The sequence below is a fragment of the Roseovarius litoreus genome, assembly GCF_900142765.1.
Taxonomy (GTDB): Bacteria; Pseudomonadota; Alphaproteobacteria; order Rhodobacterales; family Rhodobacteraceae; genus Roseovarius; species Roseovarius litoreus.
Genome location: NZ_FRCB01000001.1, coordinates 103,159 through 122,770 on the forward strand (window position 1 = coordinate 103,159; position 19,612 = coordinate 122,770).

The 19,612-nt window shown below is 65.1% G+C and carries 22 protein-coding genes; 6 read left to right on the forward strand and 16 right to left on the reverse strand.

What is annotated here, in order from left to right:
• Positions 1-21: 21 nt before the first annotated feature.
• The 12 genes from tolB to ruvC form a co-directional block, all read right to left on the reverse strand.
• Complete coding sequence (gene tolB / locus F3H35_RS00490) at positions 22-1,344, reverse strand: Tol-Pal system beta propeller repeat protein TolB (protein WP_149777716.1); 1,323 nt, start codon at positions 1,342-1,344, stop codon at positions 22-24.
• A complete protein-coding gene (locus F3H35_RS00495) occupies positions 1,341-2,483 on the reverse strand; it encodes an energy transducer TonB (RefSeq protein ID WP_149777717.1) in 1,143 nt (380 codons plus the stop codon). Before F3H35_RS00495 ends, tolB begins: the two co-directional genes overlap by 4 nt.
• 10 nt (positions 2,484-2,493) lie before the next feature.
• Entirely contained in the window at positions 2,494-2,970 is a 477-nt protein-coding gene (gene tolR, locus F3H35_RS00500; protein ID WP_149777718.1) for a protein TolR, read from the reverse strand.
• A gap of 3 nt (positions 2,971-2,973) precedes the next feature.
• Complete coding sequence (gene tolQ, locus F3H35_RS00505) at positions 2,974-3,669, reverse strand: protein TolQ (protein WP_149777719.1); 696 nt, start codon at positions 3,667-3,669, stop codon at positions 2,974-2,976.
• Between the two features lie 160 nt (positions 3,670-3,829).
• Complete coding sequence (ybgC, locus tag F3H35_RS00510; protein WP_149777720.1) at positions 3,830-4,219, reverse strand: tol-pal system-associated acyl-CoA thioesterase; 390 nt, start codon at positions 4,217-4,219, stop codon at positions 3,830-3,832.
• An 11-nt stretch (positions 4,220-4,230) separates the two neighbouring features.
• Complete coding sequence (gene thpR / locus F3H35_RS00515; RefSeq protein ID WP_149777721.1) at positions 4,231-4,791, reverse strand: RNA 2',3'-cyclic phosphodiesterase; 561 nt, start codon at positions 4,789-4,791, stop codon at positions 4,231-4,233.
• A gap of 12 nt (positions 4,792-4,803) precedes the next feature.
• Entirely contained in the window at positions 4,804-5,442 is a 639-nt protein-coding gene (locus F3H35_RS00520; RefSeq protein WP_149777722.1) for a hypothetical protein, read from the reverse strand.
• Between the two features lie 213 nt (positions 5,443-5,655).
• The gene (locus F3H35_RS00525) at positions 5,656-6,192 is read right to left on the reverse strand and encodes an NYN domain-containing protein (RefSeq protein WP_223228277.1); all 537 of its coding nucleotides are present in this window, start codon (positions 6,190-6,192) and stop codon (positions 5,656-5,658) included.
• A gap of 364 nt (positions 6,193-6,556) precedes the next feature.
• A complete protein-coding gene (locus tag F3H35_RS00530) occupies positions 6,557-7,291 on the reverse strand; it encodes an SGNH/GDSL hydrolase family protein (protein WP_188129824.1) in 735 nt (244 codons plus the stop codon).
• A gap of 87 nt (positions 7,292-7,378) precedes the next feature.
• A complete protein-coding gene (gene ruvB, locus F3H35_RS00535) occupies positions 7,379-8,407 on the reverse strand; it encodes a Holliday junction branch migration DNA helicase RuvB (protein ID WP_149777725.1) in 1,029 nt (342 codons plus the stop codon).
• A 3-nt stretch (positions 8,408-8,410) separates the two neighbouring features.
• Positions 8,411-9,082 (reverse strand): Holliday junction branch migration protein RuvA, encoded by a 672-nt coding sequence (gene ruvA, locus F3H35_RS00540; protein WP_149777726.1) that lies wholly within the window; start codon positions 9,080-9,082, stop codon positions 8,411-8,413.
• Positions 9,079-9,573, reverse strand: a complete 495-nt coding sequence (ruvC, locus tag F3H35_RS00545; protein ID WP_037296022.1) for a crossover junction endodeoxyribonuclease RuvC — start codon at positions 9,571-9,573, stop codon at positions 9,079-9,081. Before ruvC ends, ruvA begins: the two co-directional genes overlap by 4 nt.
• 227 nt (positions 9,574-9,800) lie before the next feature.
• On the opposite strand from ruvC, the gene F3H35_RS00550 reads away from it, so the two are divergent.
• The gene (locus F3H35_RS00550; RefSeq protein WP_007816733.1) at positions 9,801-9,992 is read left to right on the forward strand and encodes a DUF1127 domain-containing protein; all 192 of its coding nucleotides are present in this window, start codon (positions 9,801-9,803) and stop codon (positions 9,990-9,992) included.
• A gap of 336 nt (positions 9,993-10,328) precedes the next feature.
• On the opposite strand, the gene F3H35_RS00555 is transcribed toward F3H35_RS00550, so the two are convergent.
• From F3H35_RS00555 to F3H35_RS00565, 3 genes are all read right to left on the reverse strand, one after another.
• Complete coding sequence (locus tag F3H35_RS00555) at positions 10,329-10,673, reverse strand: hypothetical protein (protein ID WP_149777727.1); 345 nt, start codon at positions 10,671-10,673, stop codon at positions 10,329-10,331.
• Positions 10,674-10,799: 126 nt separating this feature from the next.
• Positions 10,800-11,678, reverse strand: coding sequence for a 50S ribosomal protein L11 methyltransferase (locus F3H35_RS00560; protein WP_149777728.1), 879 nt, complete (start codon positions 11,676-11,678; stop codon positions 10,800-10,802).
• A 29-nt stretch (positions 11,679-11,707) separates the two neighbouring features.
• Positions 11,708-12,940 (reverse strand): MFS transporter, encoded by a 1,233-nt coding sequence (locus F3H35_RS00565; RefSeq protein ID WP_149777729.1) that lies wholly within the window; start codon positions 12,938-12,940, stop codon positions 11,708-11,710.
• A 193-nt stretch (positions 12,941-13,133) separates the two neighbouring features.
• On the opposite strand from F3H35_RS00565, the gene F3H35_RS00570 reads away from it, so the two are divergent.
• Positions 13,134-14,195 carry a YeeE/YedE family protein gene (locus F3H35_RS00570; RefSeq protein WP_149777730.1) on the forward strand — a complete coding sequence of 354 codons (1,062 nt, stop codon included), beginning with the start codon at positions 13,134-13,136 and terminating at the stop codon, positions 14,193-14,195.
• A 64-nt stretch (positions 14,196-14,259) separates the two neighbouring features.
• On the opposite strand, the gene F3H35_RS00575 is transcribed toward F3H35_RS00570, so the two are convergent.
• On the reverse strand, positions 14,260-16,461 hold the full coding sequence (locus F3H35_RS00575; protein WP_149777731.1) for a primosomal protein N': 2,202 nt from the start codon (positions 16,459-16,461) through the stop codon (positions 14,260-14,262).
• Between the two features lie 95 nt (positions 16,462-16,556).
• Between F3H35_RS00575 and fsa the strand changes: the two genes are divergently transcribed.
• Genes fsa through F3H35_RS00595 form a run of 4 tightly spaced genes read left to right on the forward strand, consistent with a single transcriptional unit; the run spans position 16,557 to position 19,602 of the window.
• Complete coding sequence (fsa, locus tag F3H35_RS00580; RefSeq protein ID WP_037296063.1) at positions 16,557-17,210, forward strand: fructose-6-phosphate aldolase; 654 nt, start codon at positions 16,557-16,559, stop codon at positions 17,208-17,210.
• 39 nt (positions 17,211-17,249) lie between these two features.
• Positions 17,250-17,957: a DUF484 family protein gene (locus tag F3H35_RS00585; RefSeq protein ID WP_149777732.1), complete on the forward strand. Its 708-nt coding sequence runs from the start codon at positions 17,250-17,252 to the stop codon at positions 17,955-17,957.
• Entirely contained in the window at positions 17,954-18,868 is a 915-nt protein-coding gene (locus F3H35_RS00590) for a tyrosine recombinase XerC (RefSeq protein ID WP_149777733.1), read from the forward strand. Before F3H35_RS00585 ends, F3H35_RS00590 begins: the two co-directional genes overlap by 4 nt.
• Before the next feature lie 35 nt (positions 18,869-18,903).
• The gene (locus F3H35_RS00595; protein ID WP_149777734.1) at positions 18,904-19,602 is read left to right on the forward strand and encodes a CDP-alcohol phosphatidyltransferase family protein; all 699 of its coding nucleotides are present in this window, start codon (positions 18,904-18,906) and stop codon (positions 19,600-19,602) included.
• The last annotated feature ends 10 nt before the right edge of the window (positions 19,603-19,612 follow it).

Sequence of the window (19,612 nt, forward strand, 5' to 3'; positions counted from 1 at the left end):
AATGCGCCGGTCCCGGGTGTCCTAGTCCTGCAGCGGCGACCATGACGGATCGCTGCCCCCGGCCTCGGTCGGCACCTTGCGCAGGTTGCGCCCGGAGATATCCACCGAATAGAGGCTGGCGCTGCCCTGTGCGCCCTGCGTTTCGCGGGTGAACATGATGACCCGCCCATTGGGTGACCATGTCGGCCCCTCGTCAAGAAACGATGCCGTGAGCAGGCGCTCTTCGCTGCCATCGGTGCGCATTACCCCTATATGGAACCGGCCCTTGGATTGCTTGGTGAAGGCGATCAGATCACCACGCGGAGACCAGACCGGCGTGCCATAACGCCCCTGCCCGAAGCTGATGCGCTGTGCCTCGCCGCCAGCTGCCGGCATGATATAGAGCTGCGGGCTGCCCGAGCGGTCGGATTCGAACACGATCCGGCTGCCATCGGGGCTGAAACTGGGTGCTGTCTCGATCGACGGCGCATTGGTCAGCCGGGTACTCGTCCCGCTGCCGATATCCATCATGTAGAGATCCGTATTGCCGCCACTCGACAGCGAATAGACCACCCTGCGCCCATCCGGCGCAAAGCGCGGCGCAAAACTCATGGTGCCGTCTTGCTGCTCGAGCACGCGGCGCTGCGCGGTGCCGACCTGCAGCACGTAAATCCGCGGAAAGCCGCTTTCGTAGCTGGTATAGAGCACCTGCCTGCCATCCGGCGAGAAGCGCGGCGCCAACACGATCGAGGCGCTGTCGGTCAGATAGCTGACATTGGCCCCATCATAATCCATGATCGCCAGCCGCTTGATCCGCTGGTCCTTGGGTCCGGTTTCCGCGACATACACCACACGGCTGTCGAAATACGGGGCCTCGCCGGTGATCCGGCTATAGATCTGATCGGCGACCTTGTGCGCGATGCGCCGCCAGCCGTCCTGCGTGCCGACGAGTTGCAGGCCCTGACCCAGTTCCTGCCCCGCGAACACATCATAAAGCCGGAAACGCACAACCAACTGGCCGCCTGCGTCGACCGACACAGCGCCGGTCACAAGTGCCTGCGCGTTGATCGCCTTCCAGTCGGCATATTGCACCGGACTGGAAAAACTGGTCACCCGGCTGATGAACGCCTCTGGCTGGATTTCGCGGAACAGGCCCGTACCCGTCAGGTCGGCCGCGATGACCTCGGCGATGCGCCGCCCGAATTCCGCCCCTGTCGTGCTATCGGACACGAAATCCGGCGCCGCGAAGGGCAAAGGTTCGATGACGCCTTCGGTGATCTCGATCCGAAGCGGGCCGTTTTGCGCCGTGGCAGGGAACGACCACAGCATAAGGACGGTCAGGAGGCTCAGTATATAACGCATCATTTGATCCTCATTCTCTCCGGATTGAACGTCATTTCAATATCACGCCAGTGATCGTATTTGTCTTTCGGCAAATCATAGCCGTTCGCGCCACAGCGGATGATTGCTCGTCGCGCGGCTTCATAGGCCTGTCGTGCCGCGGCATCACTGCCGCCCGACGAGCTGAGCAGTTCGATCGAGCCCGAGACCGGTTTTGCATCCTCACCCATGCGCACCTTCACAACCACGGTCGTGCGCAGCGCCTCGGAACTGAGCGATCCGACATTCCAGCACTGCTGGACCGAAACCCTGAGCGCGTCTTTTTCACCCGCCGTCAGAGGCGGCCCGGAGGGCGCGCCCTGATCCGCGCCACCGGCCTGACCGAGAGCTTCGGCCAGAGCGTCGTTGACCGCGCTTTCATCGGGCTGCGGCCTTGCGGCAGTCCGGGTGTCCTCGGCCGGCTGCGTCTGCTCGGCGGTCTGGGGTTGTGCAGTCTGGGGCTGTGCGGGCCGCGTCTTGGGCCGCAACGACCGCGACGGGGCGGCGCTGGCGGGATCGACCTGTTCGGCTTCGGTCACGATCTCGGTTGTGGCTTCCTCGGGGGCTGTGGCCTCGGTCTCGGGCTCGATGTTTTCTGCGGCCTCGGCATCGGGCACGGTCTCCTGACGCTCGACCTCGTCGATCGCGACATCCGGCTCGGGAGGGGCGACCGCCTCGGGGGCGACCCGCGGCGCGGGTCTGGGCTGCGGACGGGGCGAGACTTCGGGCACCAAAGCGGCGACGTCCTCTTGCGGGGGTTGCATCACCGGCGGCTCATCGCTGACCTCGGCCTCCGGCACGGGCACGGGATCGACAACCTCGGGGACATTGTCGGGCGGCGGGGTTTGCGTGACCTCGGGTTGCGAAAGATCCGGCGCCGCATCGCTGGTCGAGGTCAGCTCCGGCAGGCCCTGCCCTTCGGCGGGCGGTTCGGGCGTGTCCACATTCGCCACAGCTTCGGGCGCGCGCGGCGCATCAATCAAAGCGGCATACTCCTCGGCGGAAATCGCCGTAACGGAGGTGACTTCGAAAGGCAAAGGGTCCGATTTGAACGCCCCGCCGAACACCGCGAAGGCGATCAGCCCGATATGGGCCGTTCCGGATATGATCTGGCCGGTGTTCACCTGAGCGCCTTCAGCTGTCCTGCCCGTCGAGTTCGGGCCCACCCATATCCGTGACCAGCCCGATATCCGAGAAGCCGCCCCGGTTGAGCGCCCCCATGACCTGCATCACATCCGAATAGGGCACCGCGCCATCAGCACGCAGGAAGACACGGGTGCTGTCACGCTCAGCCGCGATCGCGCGCAGCCGCGTCACCAATTCCTCGCGCGGCACTTCGGATGTCTGAATGGTCACGACGCCTTCGGCAGTCAGAGTGACCGTCAGAGGCTCTTCCTCTTCCTCGCCCGGCAAGGCGTTGGCGGCGGTTTTCGGCAATTCGACCGGCACACCCACGGTCATCAGCGGGGCCGCCACCATGAAGATGATGAGCAGCACCATCATCACGTCCACGAAGGGCGTGACGTTGATCTCGGCCATCGGACGAGACCGGCCCCGTCCACGCCGCCTGCGGCCACTGCCGCCTGATTTCTCGGCTACACCTGCCCCCATCGGTCAGGAGTCCAGTTGGCGGCTGAGGATCGTCGCGAATTCATCGGCGAAGGCCTCGTAACTGCCCACGATGCGGTCGGAATCCGAACTCAGCTTGTTGTAGAAAATCACTGCGGGGATCGCGGCAAGAAGGCCAAGCCCGGTGGCCAGAAGCGCCTCGGCGATGCCGGGGGCGACAACGGCAAGGCTCGTGTTCTGCTGCTCGGCGATCTCGATGAAGGCGTTCATGATCCCCCAGACCGTGCCGAACAGGCCGATGAACGGCGTGGTCGATCCGATGGTGGCAAGGATTTGCAGACCGCTTTGAAGCTCTTCGGTTTCCTTGGAGATCGCCACGTCCATGCTGCGGTCGATACGGGCAGTGGCGCCGGCGATAAGTCCGCCGTCATTGCGATGGCTGCGGCGCCATTCCATCATCCCGGCGGCGAAGATCCGTTCGGAGCGCCCCGAAGGCTCGGGGCCGATTTCGTCGAACAGCTCATCCAGCGGCTCACCCGACCAGAAGCGGCGGTCGAAGGCGGCGGCATCGGCCCGCGCCTTGCGGTAAAGGATGATCTTCTGAATGATGATCGACCACGCCCAGAACGACGCGATCACAAGCATCCACATCACCAACTTCACGATGATCGTGGCGCGAGCGTAGAGGCCCCACAGTGAGAAATCTATCTCCTGTGCCAATGCCAGGGTTTCTGCTTCCATCTTGCCTGCTCTTTTTGGGGTGGCCTTGTTTTGCGGCCTTTATTGCGCGGCAAACTACCCGATTTTCAAAGGGAAAGCCAACAACATCCGCGTGACCATGCAGGGAAATGCGACCACGGGTCGGACACCGGCGGATAATCGCCGGATTTGCCGAGAGGGGTCAGTGCAGCAAAAGCCGGATATTCGCGGGAAGGCGGGCCGGGTGGCCGGTGTCGTTGATGCAGACAAGGGTCACAACGGCGGAAAAAAGAGTGTCCTTTCCGCGGGTTACCACCTGCTCCAGCACCAGCCGGGCACCTGTCACGGCCTGGATGCGGGTGCGGACCTCGAGCTCGTCGTCGAATTTCGCCGATGCAAGGTAGTCCGCCTCGAGACGGCGGACGGCGAAAACCAGCCCCTCGGTCTCGCGCATGGCGTTCTGATCGATGCCCAACTGCCGGACCCAGTCACTTCGGGCGCGCTCTATGTATTTGAGATAATTTGCATAATAGACGATACCGGCCATGTCGGTATCCTCGTAGTAAACGCGTATCGGAAAGCTGTGGGACATGGGGGAGAACCTTAGGGGCGCGCTGCGGGATCGTCCAGCATGTACTCGGCCAGCAGGTCATATTCCGGGCCGTCCGGACCAAGGGTTGAGCGATAAAGACCAAAGCGGTCGGTCCGGAAAGGATCGAGGCTGAAATCCCCGTGCGACTCGAGAAAAGCGCCCAGTTTGTCGAGCTCGAATTGCGGCAAGGCGCGGTTGAGCCGCGCGAGGGTGACATGCGGGCGAAACCGCTCGCGCGGCAGGTCGACCCCTGCGTCATGAACCGCCACACGAACTTTTTTGCGCAGGGAAACAAGGGCTTCGGGGCGGTCGCTTGCGGCGAAGACAAGCCGGGGTCTGGCGCGGTCGAACACATCCAGCCCGGCGATGCGCAGATCGAAGGCCGGGGCGCGGATGTCACCCAGCAATTCGTTAACGGTCTCGGCGGTGGGCAGGTCCTGTTCATCCAGAAACGCGAGGGTGAGATGCAGGTTGTCCGGCTCCACCAGACGGCCCACGCGCAGATCCGATTGCAGACGCGAGAGCGCCGCGCGCACCACATCGGGCAGACCTATGGCAACGAAAAGCCGCATGATACCAAACCTTTAGTTGGGCATGATCCGGGCCGCCAGACGCATCGCATGGCTGCTGTCCTGCGCGAAAACCGGCATCACCGAATCATAGGCGGCGCGAATGAGCGAGGCGATGTCGGGCCGCAGGATGACAGCGCCGGTCTCAGGCACGCGGGCCAGCGGAGAGGCGTCCTTGAAGGCGGTATCGGACCATAGGAGGATCGTCTGAACGACCTGCGACAGCGCCAGCGTTTCCGCCGGGACAGAGCTTAACTCCTTGTCCATCCTCAGAAAAACGAAGCTGGCCTTGATCGCACCGGCCGCATCGAAGCGAAAGATGCGATACTGGTTGGCATCGGCCGCGACAAGACGCGCGACCAGAGGCGCCAGATCGGGAATTAACCTATCCAGATCAGGGACTTGCAAAAGTTCTTCCCAATCGCGGAAAAAAAAGATCATGAGGTTGATGCCCAGTTCGGGATCGGTCTCGGCCATCTGGTGATTGGCCAGCGTGGCGACCGCCTCGATCGCGCCTTTGACGATGCCAAGTGTCTGATCATCCACACCAAAAACGACAGGTGCGATGGGCCGTCCCCAGCGGGCGAACATGTAGGAGCCATCGGAGCGGGTGAAAAGCCGTTCGATCTGTTCGGCGCTCAGAGATGCGGTCATTATCCCCCTCCTTTCACATGCCCCCCCCTTAGCAGAGCCCGGCGCCGAGGCAAATATCGCGAAAGGACGGTTTGTGTAGGACTCGTACGGAACAGACACGCGTTTGGGACGGAATGCGGGCGCAAACCCGCGATTTGTGTCCATCCCGTACGCAAATCACCGCAGCGCGCCCCCTTCGCACCCTGCGCGCTCCTTCCGGTAACGCGATCTTAATTAGTGCAGGCCAGTCTCGGGCCTCTGATCCCGGCGCGGTGCAATCGAAGGGAGGCCAGAATCGTGCATGTCGAGAACCAGCTTGTCCCCATCATAGCGCCCACGGATCACATGGCCGGGGCGGGTGAGTTCGGGATGGTCCTGCGCCCAGTCGCGGAACCGGTCGTTCGACACGACGCGCGCCCGCTTGTCGAGCGCCATGTCGAGGATTTCGGGATCGGCCGGGCAACCGCGGGGAACGACCCTGACCTGCGTTCCGGGCAGGCCCAGCATCCGGCCCAGCTCGTCCCCGCGAAGATACCGCCCCGCCAGCAGATACCCCGCATTGGCATCGAAGACGACATCCGGCGACAGGCCAAGTTGCTTGAGATGGTCGACCACCTCGCGCAGCGTTTCGGCGCTTGGGGTTTCATCGCGCCAATGCATGACGTTGGAGCCGTCCACCACCACCGGGACCACACGCGCGCGGCGGCGCAAGACCGCCTTGAGCAGCAACAGGAGCGCGGCGATGACCCAAGCCTCGGCCACAATGGCCATGCCTGGCATGACAGGCAGAACATGCGCAGTCACCAGAGCGACGATACCTATACTTAAGAGTAACCACTGAACAATCATGACGAGAGCATATTCTAACCTGAGGAAACTCGAAACACCCTTAATACAGATCGGCATATGGTCGCCTATGCGGCGATTTTGCGGCAAAGCCGTGGCAGGGATCCGGGCTGTGGGGCGTCTGGCGCAGGGCACGGCTGATGCGGGCCGGACCTTGTCAGGCAAGCTGCTGGTTCGGGGCATGTGGCCGGGCCGGAGTCTTGTGGGATTGCGACGGGTTGGCCGGGTTTGTGCCCAGCAGATCGGGCAGTGGGCGACCCTGCGGGATAGGCCCGCGATGCGGCGGGGCTCAGGGGGCGACGCGGGGCAAGGGCCGATCGAGCAGAGCCTGCGCCACGCGCCGCGCCCAGGCATCATAGACCGCCGGGCCGGGATGGAAGCCGTCTTCGGCCATGGCGGAGGGGTCAAGGGCGTCGCCCACGGAGAGGTGGATGACATCCGGGCGCAAGGCCGCGAGCTGCGCGAGTTCGTGATCGAGCAACATGGCCCGACGGCCCAGAACATCGCGCAGCAGGCGCGGCAGCAGCGGAAAGCGATCGAGCGGCGGCACACCCGATGCGACCCAGAGCGTCACGCCGAAGCGGGTGGCCAACGCATCGAGCAAGGCCTCATAGTCACGCCGCCAGCGCCCGGCAGAAAGGCCGTTCTTGGTGTCGTTCACCCCAAGCGCCAGCACGGCGGCGTCATAGGCGCCGGGCGGCAGGGTATCGAGGCTTTTGAGCGTACTGCGGGCGGTGGCTCCGCTACGGGCATGAAGCCGCCACTGCACCGAGCGATGCGGCGCGAGATGCGCCGCCAGCCGACCGGCAAGCGCCATGTCCTGATGGGCGACGCCGACCCCCGCGGCGGAACTGTCGCCCAGCACCAGCAGCCGAAGGGGGGTGCCATTGCCGGTCTGCCCCGACCGGGGGCCGCGCGCCTCGGGAAGGCGACGGGCGCGGGCGGCGACCCAGACGGCCTGCGCCGCGAGCAGCGGGATCAGAGGGGTGTCGACGAGGCGCAAAGCGGGCAGGTCCCGAAGCATGAGGAAAGGCACGGCGATAGCCGCGCAGGGCATGGCCCGCCGCGCGGGCCGTCGCGTGCCGGTATGGATGGGCCGGGGCGCATGGGGCTATTTGCCGAAAAGATCGCTTTGCCCGGCCGCGTTTGGCGGGGCCATGCCCAGATGCGCCCATGCGCGCTGCGCCAGCATCCGGCCACGCGGCGTGCGCTGGATGAGTCCCTGTTGCAGCAAGAACGGCTCGATCACCTCTTCGAGGGCATCGCGGCTTTCGCTGAGTGCTGCGCTGAGGGTTTCGATGCCGACGGGACCGCCCTGATAGGCCTCGGCGATCAGGCGCAGGTAGCGCCGGTCAGCCCCATCGAGGCCCAGCTTGTCGACGCCCAGACGGGTCAGCGCGTGATCGGCCAGATCGCGGGTGATGCGCCCGTCGCCCTCGACCAGCGCAAAATCCACCACCCGGCGCAGCAGGCGGCCCGCGATCCGGGGCGTGCCGCGCGCGCGTCGCGCGATCTCGCGCGCGCCGTCGGTGTCGGCAGGCGCATTGAGCAACACGGCATTGCGGGTGACGATCTCGTGGAGTTCGTCCTCGGTATAGAATTCGAGCCTTGTGGGGATGCCGAACCGGTCGCGCAGGGGGGTGGTCAGAAGGCCCAGCCGTGTCGTGGCACCAACAAGGGTGAAGGGCTGCAGCTCGATCCGGACGGTGCGCGCGGCAGGGCCTTCGCCGATCACCAGATCCAGTTCGAAATCCTCCATCGCGGGATAGAGCACCTCTTCGACGGCGGGGTTGAGGCGGTGGATCTCGTCAATAAAGAGAACGTCGTTGCGTTCGAGATTGGTCAGGATCGCCGCCAGATCGCCCGCCTTGGCCAGAACCGGCCCCGAGGTCATGCGGAACCCCACCCCAAGCTCGCGCGACATGATCTGCGCAAGAGTCGTCTTGCCAAGGCCGGGGGGGCCATGAAACAGGGTGTGGTCCATCGCCTCGCCGCGCTGGCGGGCGGATTGGATGAAAATGCGCAGATTGGCACGAGCCTCGGCCTGACCGATGAATTCACTCAGGGCCTGCGGCCGCAGGGAGCGGTCGGAATCCTCGGGAAGAGGATCGGGGCGCAGCGTGGGATCGGGGCTGTCCATGGCCTAGCCTTTCGGTGCCAGCAGCCTGAGGGCGGCGCGGATCATGGCGGCGGTCTCGGCTTGCGGGTCGGACTCGGCGGCCTGCGCCACAGCCCGCGCCGCCTCGCCGGGGGCATAGCCCAGATTGGTGAGGGCCGACAGCGCCTCGGCCTGCGCATCCGAGCGCGGCGGCGGGGGTGCCACGGCCAGGCTGGCGGGTTCGATGACCGCATCCTCGGCATCGGAGGGCAGTGCAGAGGCCGCAGCCGTCGGGGTCGTGCCCATGGCCATCAGCTCGGGCAGCTTGTCCTTGAGTTCGTTGACGACGCGCTGCGCGGTCTTGGGGCCGATCCCGCGGGCGGCCTTGATCGCGTTCCAGTCGCCCAGCGCGATCGCGCGGCCCACGCCATCGGGGCCAAGCGCGCCGAGAATGGCCAGCGACGCCTTGGCGCCGACGCCCTGCACACTCATCAACAGGCGGTGCCATTCCTTTTCGATGAGCGTGGGAAAGCCGAAAAGCTGAAGCAGGTCCTCGCGCACGACGAGATCGGTATAAAGGGCGGTATGCTCGCCCACGCGCGGCAGCGATTGCAGCGTGCGGTCGGAACAATAGACAAGATAGCCCACGCCGCGCACATCGATCAGCACATGGTCACTGGCGCGGTAGTCGATGCGCCCGGCGATGCGACCGATCATGCCCCCACCCTCCGGGCAAGCGCGGGCATCCGCGCATGATGCGCATGACAGATCGCGATGGCCAGCGCGTCGGCGGCATCGGCGCCGGCAAGCGTGATGCCGGGAAGCTGAACGCGCACCATATGGGCGATCTGGTCCTTGGTGGCATGGCCCACGCCGACCACGGTTTTCTTGACGGTATTGGGCGCATATTCGCCCACCGCCAGCCCGAATTGCGCCGGAACCAGCAAGGCGATCCCCCGCGCCTGCCCAAGCTTGAGCGTGCCCGCGCCGTCCTTGTTGACGAATGTCTGTTCCACTGCCGCTGTCTGAGGCGCGAATTGGCGGAAGATTTCGGTCAGTTGGACATGCAGGGACATCAGCCGCGCGGCCATATCCGTGCCCGAAGACTTGCAGATGCCGTTGGCGACATGTGACAGGCGGCTGCCATCCACGTCGATCACACCCCAGCCGAGGTTCCGCAATCCGGGGTCGATCCCCAATACCCGCATATGTCCTGCCCCGCTCTTCTGGCTTTTGCAGAGGATTAGCACGAAACGGGAACAAAGACCAAGAAGAATGCGTGATGGGCGCGACACGAGAGAGGCGCCGCAAGTCATGCACAAACTGCATAAGGATTATGCAAAAAGCCCAGCTTGTCAGCAAAGCGGCTTCGGCATACCTGCCGCTCAGACGCGGAGAACCCGCACAGAGCATTCATTCATCAAGGAACATGACCATGTCCGCCATCGACACCTCCCGCCCTGCCGCACCCGGCCTGCGCGGCGTGCTGGCCCATCTGCTGCACAGCTTCGCAAGCTGGAACGACGCTCGCGCGACCCGCTCGGCGCTGTCCAAACTGACCGACCGCGAACTGGACGATATCGGCCTGACACGCGGCGACATCGACACGGTTGCCCGCAACCTGTGACCGTGTGATCGATACACCGATCCGGGGATCCGGCGTTCCCCGGACCGGCGCTATCGGACGCAGCGACGTCCAAAGCCCTGTGCGCAGATCCGTGCAGGGCTTTTTCGCGAGCGTCGACGTGATCCCGGGCCAGGCTGCCGTGCGGCGCGCCGGTGCAGGGCACATCACCAGGCATGGACGGGCGAAGAAGCAGGCCGGCACTGCAGAGGGCCGGTGATCGAAGGGACGGGCGTCAGGACCACAAGGGATCTACAGGGCCTTCGGCGGGTTTCGCGGGTTCCGGAAACTTTGAAAGTTTCCGGTAGGATTTCTTTGAAAGAAATCCTCCGCCGGCGGCTATTGCAGGTAGGGGCGCATCTTCTCGGCCAGCCAAAGCGTCGCCGGGTCGGGCTGCATGACGAAGGCGCCGGCCTGTTCGACCAGCGAGCCGGCGCGCAGCGTATTGATCCGGTCCTGATAGAGCGCCATCCCCAGATGCGACACGATCAGCGCCTTGAAGAAGATGAAGGCGAAAACCACCATCGCGACGCCGCGCGGCGAGACCGAAAGGGCGCGGCGCTTGGGGCGGAACACGACGAGCCCGTTCTTGTCGACCCGGCCGACATAGCCATCGCGCATCTTCGCGCGTTTGTTGGTGATACGCTCGATCCGGTCGTCAAAATCCTTGAAAATCTCCGACATATCCAATCCTCTTGGTGTCGAGCCGTTCAAAATAATCAACATACATACTGAGAAAACACGGCGCTTTTATGGCAATTGCCACAATCTTGCCTTCATTTACCAAAAGATATCAAGGAGATATAAGGCCTATTTGGCCAGCGTTATCGTCGTCCAGTCACCAATCTCTTCGCGGTGCTCAAGACTGTTTCCTGCATCGCGATAAACCGCGATCACCTCGTCGGCCTGTTCGTTCAGAACCCCTGAGAGAATCACCCGCCCGCCCGGCGCCAGCGCGGCGGTCACATCCCCCGCCATGTCGATCAGCGGCCCCTTGAGGATATTGGCGAAGATCAGATCGAAGGGCGCGGCCGAGGCGATCACCGGATGATCGAGGCCCGTGGCCTCGAGGCAGGTGACGCGCCCGCCCAGATCGTTGGCGATCACATTGGCGCGCGCCACCTCGACCGCGACCTCGTCGATATCGCTGGCGAGAACCGTGCCCAGAACGCTGTCAGGCCAGACCCGCGCAGCACCCATCGCCAGAACCGCCGTGCCGCAGCCGATATCGATCACGGAATGCGCGACGAAACCCTGACCGGCCAGCCGGTCGAGGGCGCGCAGGCAGCCTTGGGTCGTGCCATGATGGCCGGTGCCGAAGGCCATCGCGGCCTCGATCAGCAGCGGCTCGGCATCGGCGGGCACCTTGTCGGCGTCGTGGCTGCCATAGACGAAGAAGCGCCCGGCCTCGACCGGGACAAGCTCGCGGCGGACCTTGGCGACCCAGTCGGTTTCCGGCAGTTCCGAGATCGCGAAGGGCCGCGCGCCATGCAGCGCCGCCAGAAGTGCCAGACCGGCCTGATCGGGGTCGGTGTCGAAATAGCCGCCGACCTCCCACAGACCGGAGCCGTCCTCCATCTCGAAGAGGCCGATGCCGGTGGGTTCCGGATCGAGCGTTTCGAGGGCCGCGGCCAAAGCCTCGGCCTGGTCCTTGCCGGTCAGGGTCGTCAGGGCGGTGAAGGTGGCCATGTCGTGTCGTGCCTTTTGTCAGGTCTGGATCATTCCGCGGGCGCGGGCGCCGGCGGGCTGAGAATGGTTTCATGCCCCGGCGCGGGATGGCGCGGGATCAGCATGGCCAGCAGGAAGGACACGCCCGCCATGCCCGCCGCCATGATGAAGACCGACGCCGGAGAGACCAGCCACAGATACCCCAGAAGTGCGGGCAGGAACACCGCCGCGATGTGGTTTATGGTGAAGGCCACGGCGGCGGTGGGCGCGATATCGCCGGGATCGGCGATCTTCTGGAAATAGGTCTTGAGCGCGAGGGCCAGCGCGAAAAGCAGGTGATCGACCACATAGAGTGCGGCCGCCAGCATCACGCCCCAGCCGAACATGTAGATCCCGCCATAGGCCAGGAACACCAGCGAAAGCCCGGCATATTCGAAGGTCAGGGTGGTGCGTTCGCCATAGACGCGCACGGCCCGGCCCATCAGCGGGGCGAACACCATGTTGGCCACGAGGGTGACCATGTAGAGCGCTGTCACCTCATGGACGGCGAAGCCGAATTTCTCGACCATCATGAAGCCGGCGAAGACCACGAAGATCTGCCGCCGGGCGCCGGCCATGAATTGCAGCGCGTAATAAAGCCAGTAGCGGCGGCGCAGCACCATGCGCTTGATCTGGGGGTTGGGCGCCTCGAACTGGGGATAGGCCAGAAGGCAGAACAGCGCCACCGCGGCGGTAAAGCCGCCGGCCAGCATGTAGACGGTGTTGTAGCTCAGATCGAGCGTTTCCCATGTCAGCACGATCAGCAGATAGGCCACGAGCGTGGCGGCCGACCCGGCGGCGATGAGCCAGCCCAGCACCTGCGGCGCGCGCAGCTTGTCGATCCATTGCAGTTGCAGCGACTGGTTGACCGTTTCGTAATAGTGAAAGCCGATCGAGCTGAGCATGGTGATGACAAGGATACCGCCCAGCGAGGGGAACCAGGCGGTCATCGCCGTGGCCACGCCCAGCAGGATGAGCGACACGAGCCCCAGCACCTGTTCGCGCATGAAGATGATGATCGCGATCACGCCGATGGCCAGAAAGCCGGGGATTTCGCGCACGGTGTGCAGCCAGCCGATATCCGAGCCGTCGAACTGCGCCGCCTCGATCACGAAATTGTTCAGAAGCGCCGACCATGTGGCGAAGGCCACCGGCATGGCGGCGGCCATCAGGAACAGCAATGTCACGGGACGGCGCCAGAACGGCAGGTGCCGTGCCTCGGCCAGGGGGACGATCCGGATCATGGGACTGCTTTACGCCCATCGCGCGGGCTTGGCGAGAGGCAAGCTGCGTTTTTGCGGGCCGGTTTTGCAGACTGGTTTTGCGGACTGGGCGCGAGCCAGGAGGCGCGGCGGCGCCTGATCTGGATCAAAGACATTCAGGGTTCTGTATGTCATGCACGCTATACGCGAACGGGCAGCACGAAAGGGCCGGGCCATGGATCTTCTGACACTCGTGGAACGCATCGGCGAAGCACCTGCGGCGGCCCTGCTGGGGTTGATGACCGGCGTGATCTTCGGCGTGGCGGCGCAGCGGTCACGGTTCTGCCTGCGCGCGGCGACGGTGGAATTCGCCCGCGGGCGGATGGGCGACAAGGTGGCGGTGTGGCTGCTGACCTTCTCGACCGCGGTGGTCTGGGTGCAGGGGGCGCAATATCTGGGCCTGTTTCGGGCCGAGGATGCGCGGATCATGGCGGTGCCGGGCAGTTGGTCGGGTGCGGTGATCGGCGGGCTTCTGTTCGGGGTGGGCATGGTGCTGGCGCGGGGCTGTTCGGGGCGTCTTTTGGTGCTGGCGGCGACGGGCAACCTGCGGTCGGTGGTGTCCGGGCTGGTCTTTGCGGTGGTGGCGCAGATGAGCCTGTCGGGTTGGCTGGCGCCGACGCGCGACAAGCTGGCGGCGCTGTCGGTCACGGCGGGCGGGCAGAACATGGATCTGCTGGCGGCCCTTGGCCTGCCGGATATCGCCGGGCTGATGTTCGGGATCGTGGTGGCGGGTGTTGCACTGGCGGTGGCGGCGCATAACCGGATCGGCGGATGGCGATTGATCTTTGCCTCGGGCGTGGGGTTCGCGGTGGCGGTGGGCTGGGTGTCGACCTATGCGCTGTCGCAGATCGCGTTCGATCCCGTGGCCATCGAGAGCGCCACCTTCACCGGGCCGTCGGCCAATACGCTGATGTTTTTCCTCGATCATACGACGGTGCTGGAGTTCGATATCGGGCTGGTGCCGGGGGTGTTTCTGGGCGCGTTCGTGGCCTCGTGGCTGACCGGGGAGTTCAAGTTCCAGGGGTTCGAGGACGAGGCCAACATGCGCCGCGCGCTGACCGGCGCGGCCCTGATGGGGTTCGGCGGCATGTTGGCGGGCGGCTGCGCCATCGGCAATGGCGTCACCGGCGGATCGGTCTTTGCGGGCACGGCATGGCTTGCGCTGGTCTGCATGTGGATGGGCGCGATGGTGACGGATGTTCTGGTGGATCAACGCGGCCTGCGCGCAACCGCGTGATCGGGGCGGACGCGCTGTGAACAGCGCGTGAAAGCGGCTTGAAAGCCGCTTGCCCGCGCGCAGATCACAGGAAGCTTTGCGGGTCGATGTCGATGCTCAGGCGCAGCTGTCCCGGCGGCTTGAGCTGCGCCACCCATTGCGCCACGGCCCCCTGTAGCGCCACGCCCCTTGCCGCCTTGACCAGAAGCCGCACCCGGTGCCGCCCGCGAATGCGCGCGATGGGCGCAGGCGCGGGGCCGAACACTTGCGCCCCCACGGCGCGCAAGGGCGCATCCCGGCGGGCAAGCTCGGTGGCGAAATCGAACACCTCGCGCGCATCGGTGGAGGACAGGATGATGCCCGCCATGCGCCCATAGGGCGGCACGCCCGCATGGCGGCGTTCCTCGGCCTCGGCGCGCCAGAAGCCTTCCTCGTCGCCCGACAGGATCGCGCGGATCACCGGATGTTCGGGCTGAAAGGTCTGCAACAGCGCCGTGCCCGGCTTTTCGGTGCGCCCCGCGCGCCCAGCCACCTGCCGCATCAGTTGGAAGGTGCGTTCGGCGGCGCGCAGATCCGAGCCTTGCAGGCCCAGATCGGCGTCGATCACCCCCACCAGCGTGAGGCGCGGGAAGTTGTGCCCCTTGGCGACAAGCTGTGTGCCGATGACGATGTCGGTATCGCCTTCGGCAATGGCGCGGATCTGTTCCTTGAGGGCGCGGGCCGATCCGAAGAGATCGGAACTGAGCGTGGCGATGCGGGCCTGCGGGAAAAGCGCCTGCGCCTCTTCGGTCAGACGCTCGACACCGGGCCCGACAGCGGCCAGCTTGTCTTCGACGCCACAGGAGGGGCATGCCTTGGGCACGGCTTTCGTCTCGCCGCATTGGTGGCAGACAAGGCGTTGCTGAAAGCGGTGTTCGACCATGCGCGCGTCGCAGTGATCGCAGCCGATCTGATGCCCGCAGGCCCGGCACAGCGTCACCGGCGCATAGCCCCGGCGGTTGATGAACAAGAGCGCCTGTTCGCCGACTTCAACGCGCGCGGTGACGGCGGCCTGAAGGCTGGGCGAGATCCAGCGGCTGGCGGGCAGCGTTTCGCTGCGCATGTCGATGGCGCGCATCTGCGGCATGACCGCCGCGCCGAACCGCGCGGTGAGGTCAAGCCTTGTGTATTTCCCGGCCTCGGCATTGGCCCAGCTTTCGAGCGACGGGGTGGCCGAGGCGAGCACCACCTGAGCGCCACAGATCGAGGCGCGCAAAACGGCCATGTCGCGCGCATTGTAGAGCACGCCGTCTTCCTGCTTGTAGGAGGTGTCGTGTTCCTCATCGACCACGATCAGCCCCAGATCGCGGAACGGCAGGAACAGCGCCGAGCGCGCACCGACGACAACCTGACAGCCCCCCTCGCCCAGCATTTTCCATGTGCGGCGGCGTTCGGTCATGGTGACGCCTGAATGCCATTCGGCGGGGCGCGCGCCAAAGCGCGCCTCGATCCGGGTGAGGAATTCCGAGGTCAGCGCGATCTCGGGCAGAAGCACCAGCGCCTGACGCCCCTGCCGCAGGGTTTCGGCCACGGCTTCGAGATAGACCTCGGTCTTGCCCGATCCGGTGACACCGCGCAGCAGCGTCGTGCCATAGCCCCCGCCGCGCAGTGCCGCGCAGAGCGTGGCGGCGGCGCTGGACTGATCGTCGGTCAGATCCTTGCCACCAAGGGCCGGATCAAGCTGCGGAAAGGGCAGATCGCGGGGGCAGTCCTCTTCCAGCACGGCGCCTTGCTTGACGAGCCCCTTGATGACGGATGTGGTGACGCCCGCCTGCTCGGCCAGCTCGCCCAGCGTGAACGAGAGCGCGCCATACTCGGACAGCACAGCCAGCACCCGGCGGCGCGCATCGGTCATGCGATCAGGCGCGGCTGGCCCCGAACGGTAGATCTTCTGCATCGAGGGCGGGTTCGACAGGCCCGGCGCACGGGTCGCGAGCCGCAGCATCGCGGGCATCGGCGTCAGGGTATAGTCGGCGGCGCGGCGCAGAAACTCCTGCAACTCGGCGCGCATCGGCGCCACGTCGAGCACGCGCAGCACCTGCCGGACCTTGGAGATGTCGAAATCCCCGCGCCCCGGCCCCCAGACCACCCCCGGCACCTTGCGCGGACCCAGTGGCACCTCGACGAAGGCGCCGACATGGCAGCCGCCTTCGGGCGCGCGGTAATCCAGCAGCCGGTCAAGCGGCTGGGTGGTGAGCACCCCCACAAGGTCGCCTTCGGCGAAAAAGTCCGGACCTGAGGGTGACACGGGGGCTGCGGCTCCAAGTGAGGGGTTTCGGCATGTCACTCTATGGGGTAAAGCCGGGGATGAAAAACCCCAACCCGCGCCAAGGGACCGCTGACATGAAATTCTTCGTAGATACCGCCGATGTCGATGCCATTGCCGAGCTGAACGATCTGGGCATGGTGGATGGTGTGACGACCAACCCCTCGCTGATCCTGAAATCGGGGCGCGACATCCTCGAAGTCACCCGCGAAATCGCCGAGATGGTCGATGGCCCGGTGAGCGCCGAGGTGGTCGCGCTGGAGGCGGATGCGATGATCGAGGAGGGCCGCAAGCTGGCCGCGATCGCCGAGAACATCGCCGTCAAGGTGCCGCTGACATGGGACGGGCTGAAGGCCTGCAAGGTGCTGTCGGGCGAAGGCCGGATGGTCAATGTCACGCTGTGCTTCTCGGCCAATCAGGCGCTGCTGGCGGCCAAGGCGGGGGCCACCTTCATCAGCCCGTTCATCGGGCGGCTGGACGACATCAATCTCGATGGCATGGAGCTGATCGCGGATATCCGCCAGATCTATGACAATTACGCGTTCGACACGCAGATTCTTGCCGCGTCGATCCGCACGGTCAATCACGCGTTCCAGTCGGCCCAGATCGGCGCCGATGTGATGACGGCGCCGCCCTCGGTCATCAAGGCGATGGCGTCGCACGTGCTGACCGACAAGGGGCTTGAGGCCTTCATGAAAGATTGGGAAAAAACAGGGCAGAAAATTCTGTGACCCATGTTATAACGCCGGGCAAACAAGACTGAGGCCAGTATGAGCGGTACGCCGGAAATGGAAGACAAGCTGCGTGAGCGTATCATCGCGCAGCCCAATGTGATTCTCGAGGATCAGGATCTGATGCGCGCGCTCATCGCGGCGAACGAGCGGACGATGGGCAACAATATCGTCGATCTGCGCGGCATCGCGATGGAACGTCTCGAGGCGCGTCTGGACCGGCTGGAGGACACCCACCGATCGGTGATCGCGGCGGCCTATGACAATCTTGCCGGCACGAATCAGGTGCATCGTGCGATCCTGCGGATGCTGGACCCGGTCGAATTCGAAGTGTTCCTGCGCGATCTGGGCGGAGAGGTGGCGGATATCCTGCGGGTGGACAGCATGAAGCTGGTTCTGGAAACCGTGCAGGATGAAAACGACCCCACGATCCAGCGCCTCGGAAATGTGCTGTCAGTGGCCGAAACGGGATTTGTGCGGCGCTACCTGACCGATGGGCGCAACGCCGCGCCGCGACAGGTGACCTTGCGCCAGATCCACGAGGGCGATCCGCGCGTCTATGGGCAGGAAGCGGCCTATCTGCGCTCGGAGGCCTGTTTGATGCTGGATTTCGGTGAGGGACGCTTGCCGGGCATGCTGGCCATGGGCGCCGAGGATCCGCATCAGTTCAGCCCGCAGCAGGGCACCGACCTTCTGGCGTTCTTCGCGGGCGTGTTCGAGCGCGCGATGCGGCGCTGGCTGTCATGATCAGCCCGGCGGCCCGCGATGCGTTGCAGGGCTGGCTGGAGACGCAAAAAGCCCTGAAGGGTGCAGCCGACAATACGCTCGAGGCCTACGGCCGGGATGTGGCCGGGTTTCTGGCCTTCATGACCGGGCACAAGGGCGAGATGCAGGGCATCGCGCCGCTGACCCGGATCGGCGTCACCGACATGCGCGCTTGGATGGCCTTTACCCGGGGTGAGAATGTCGGCCCCCGGTCCTTGGCGCGCAAGCTGTCGGCGGTGAAAAGCTTCTATCGCTGGCTTGCCGAGCGCGAGGGGTTCGACGCGACCGCCGTTCTGTCGGCGCGCGCGCCCAAGTTCCAGCGCAAGCTGCCGCGCCCGCTGGCGCCCGAGGCGGCACAGGACCTGATCGACACGCTCGAACTGCAATCGGCCACGCCATGGGTGGCGGCGCGCGATCAGGCGGTGGTGACGCTGCTTTACGGCTGCGGGCTGCGGATTTCCGAGGCGCTTGGCCTGACTGGCGGTGATCTGCCCATGGGCGAGGCGCTCAGGATCACCGGCAAGGGCGGCAAGGAACGGATCGTGCCGGTGATCGCGCCCGCGCGCGATGCGGTGGCGCATTATGCGCGGCTCTGCCCGTTCGATCTGCGCCCCGGCACGCCGCTTTTTCGCGGCATGCGGGGTGGCCCGCTGAACCCGAGGGCGGTGCAGAAGGTGACCGAGGCGGCCCGCACCCAGCTGGGCCTTCCCGCAACCGCCACGCCCCACGCGATGCGCCACAGCTTTGCCACCCATCTGTTGAATGCGGGCGGCGATCTGCGCGCCATTCAGGAGCTTTTGGGGCATGCCTCCCTGTCGACGACGCAAGCCTATACCGCGGTCGATACCAGCCGTCTGATGGAGGTTTATCGCAAGGCGCACCCCAAAGGGTGATTGCATCGGACGCGCAGCTGCGCGAAGAGGACGTCATGAGTTTGAGCTACAAGGCATTACTGGTCCATTTCCTGACGGCCTCGGGTGCGGTGTTTGCGATGCTGGCGCTGCTGGCGGCGATGGATCGCGAATGGGCGATGATGTTCCTGTGGCTGGTCGTGGCCTTTGCCGTGGACGGGGTCGACGGGCCGCTGGCGCGCCGCTATCTGGTCTGGCAGAACGCACCGCGCTTTGACGGGGTGTTGCTGGATCTGATCATCGATTATCTGACCTATGTGTTCATCCCGGCCTTCGCGCTGTTCAAGTCCGATCTGCTGCCGGGCTGGACGGGATGGGTGGCGATCATCATCATCACCTATGCCAGCGCGCTGTATTTCGCCGATACCAACATGAAAACGAAGGACAATTCGTTTTCCGGCTTTCCGGGATGCTGGCAGATGACCGTGCTGGTCATGTTCGCCGTGCAGCCGCCCACATGGCTGATCCTGCTGCTGGTCACGCTGTTGTCGGTGGCGATGTTCCTGCCGCTGAAATTCATCCATCCGGTGCGCACCGAACGCTGGCGGTGGCTGTCGCTGCCCATGACATTCGCCTGGACCTTCTTTGCGGGATGGGCGGCCTGGGTGGATTTCCACCCCGAAAGCTGGGCGCATTGGGGGCTGGTGGTGACCAGCGCCTACCTGCTGTTCGCGGGCATCGCGCAACAGCTTATCCCCGAGCGTCCGGGGGCCTGAACGCCCCCCG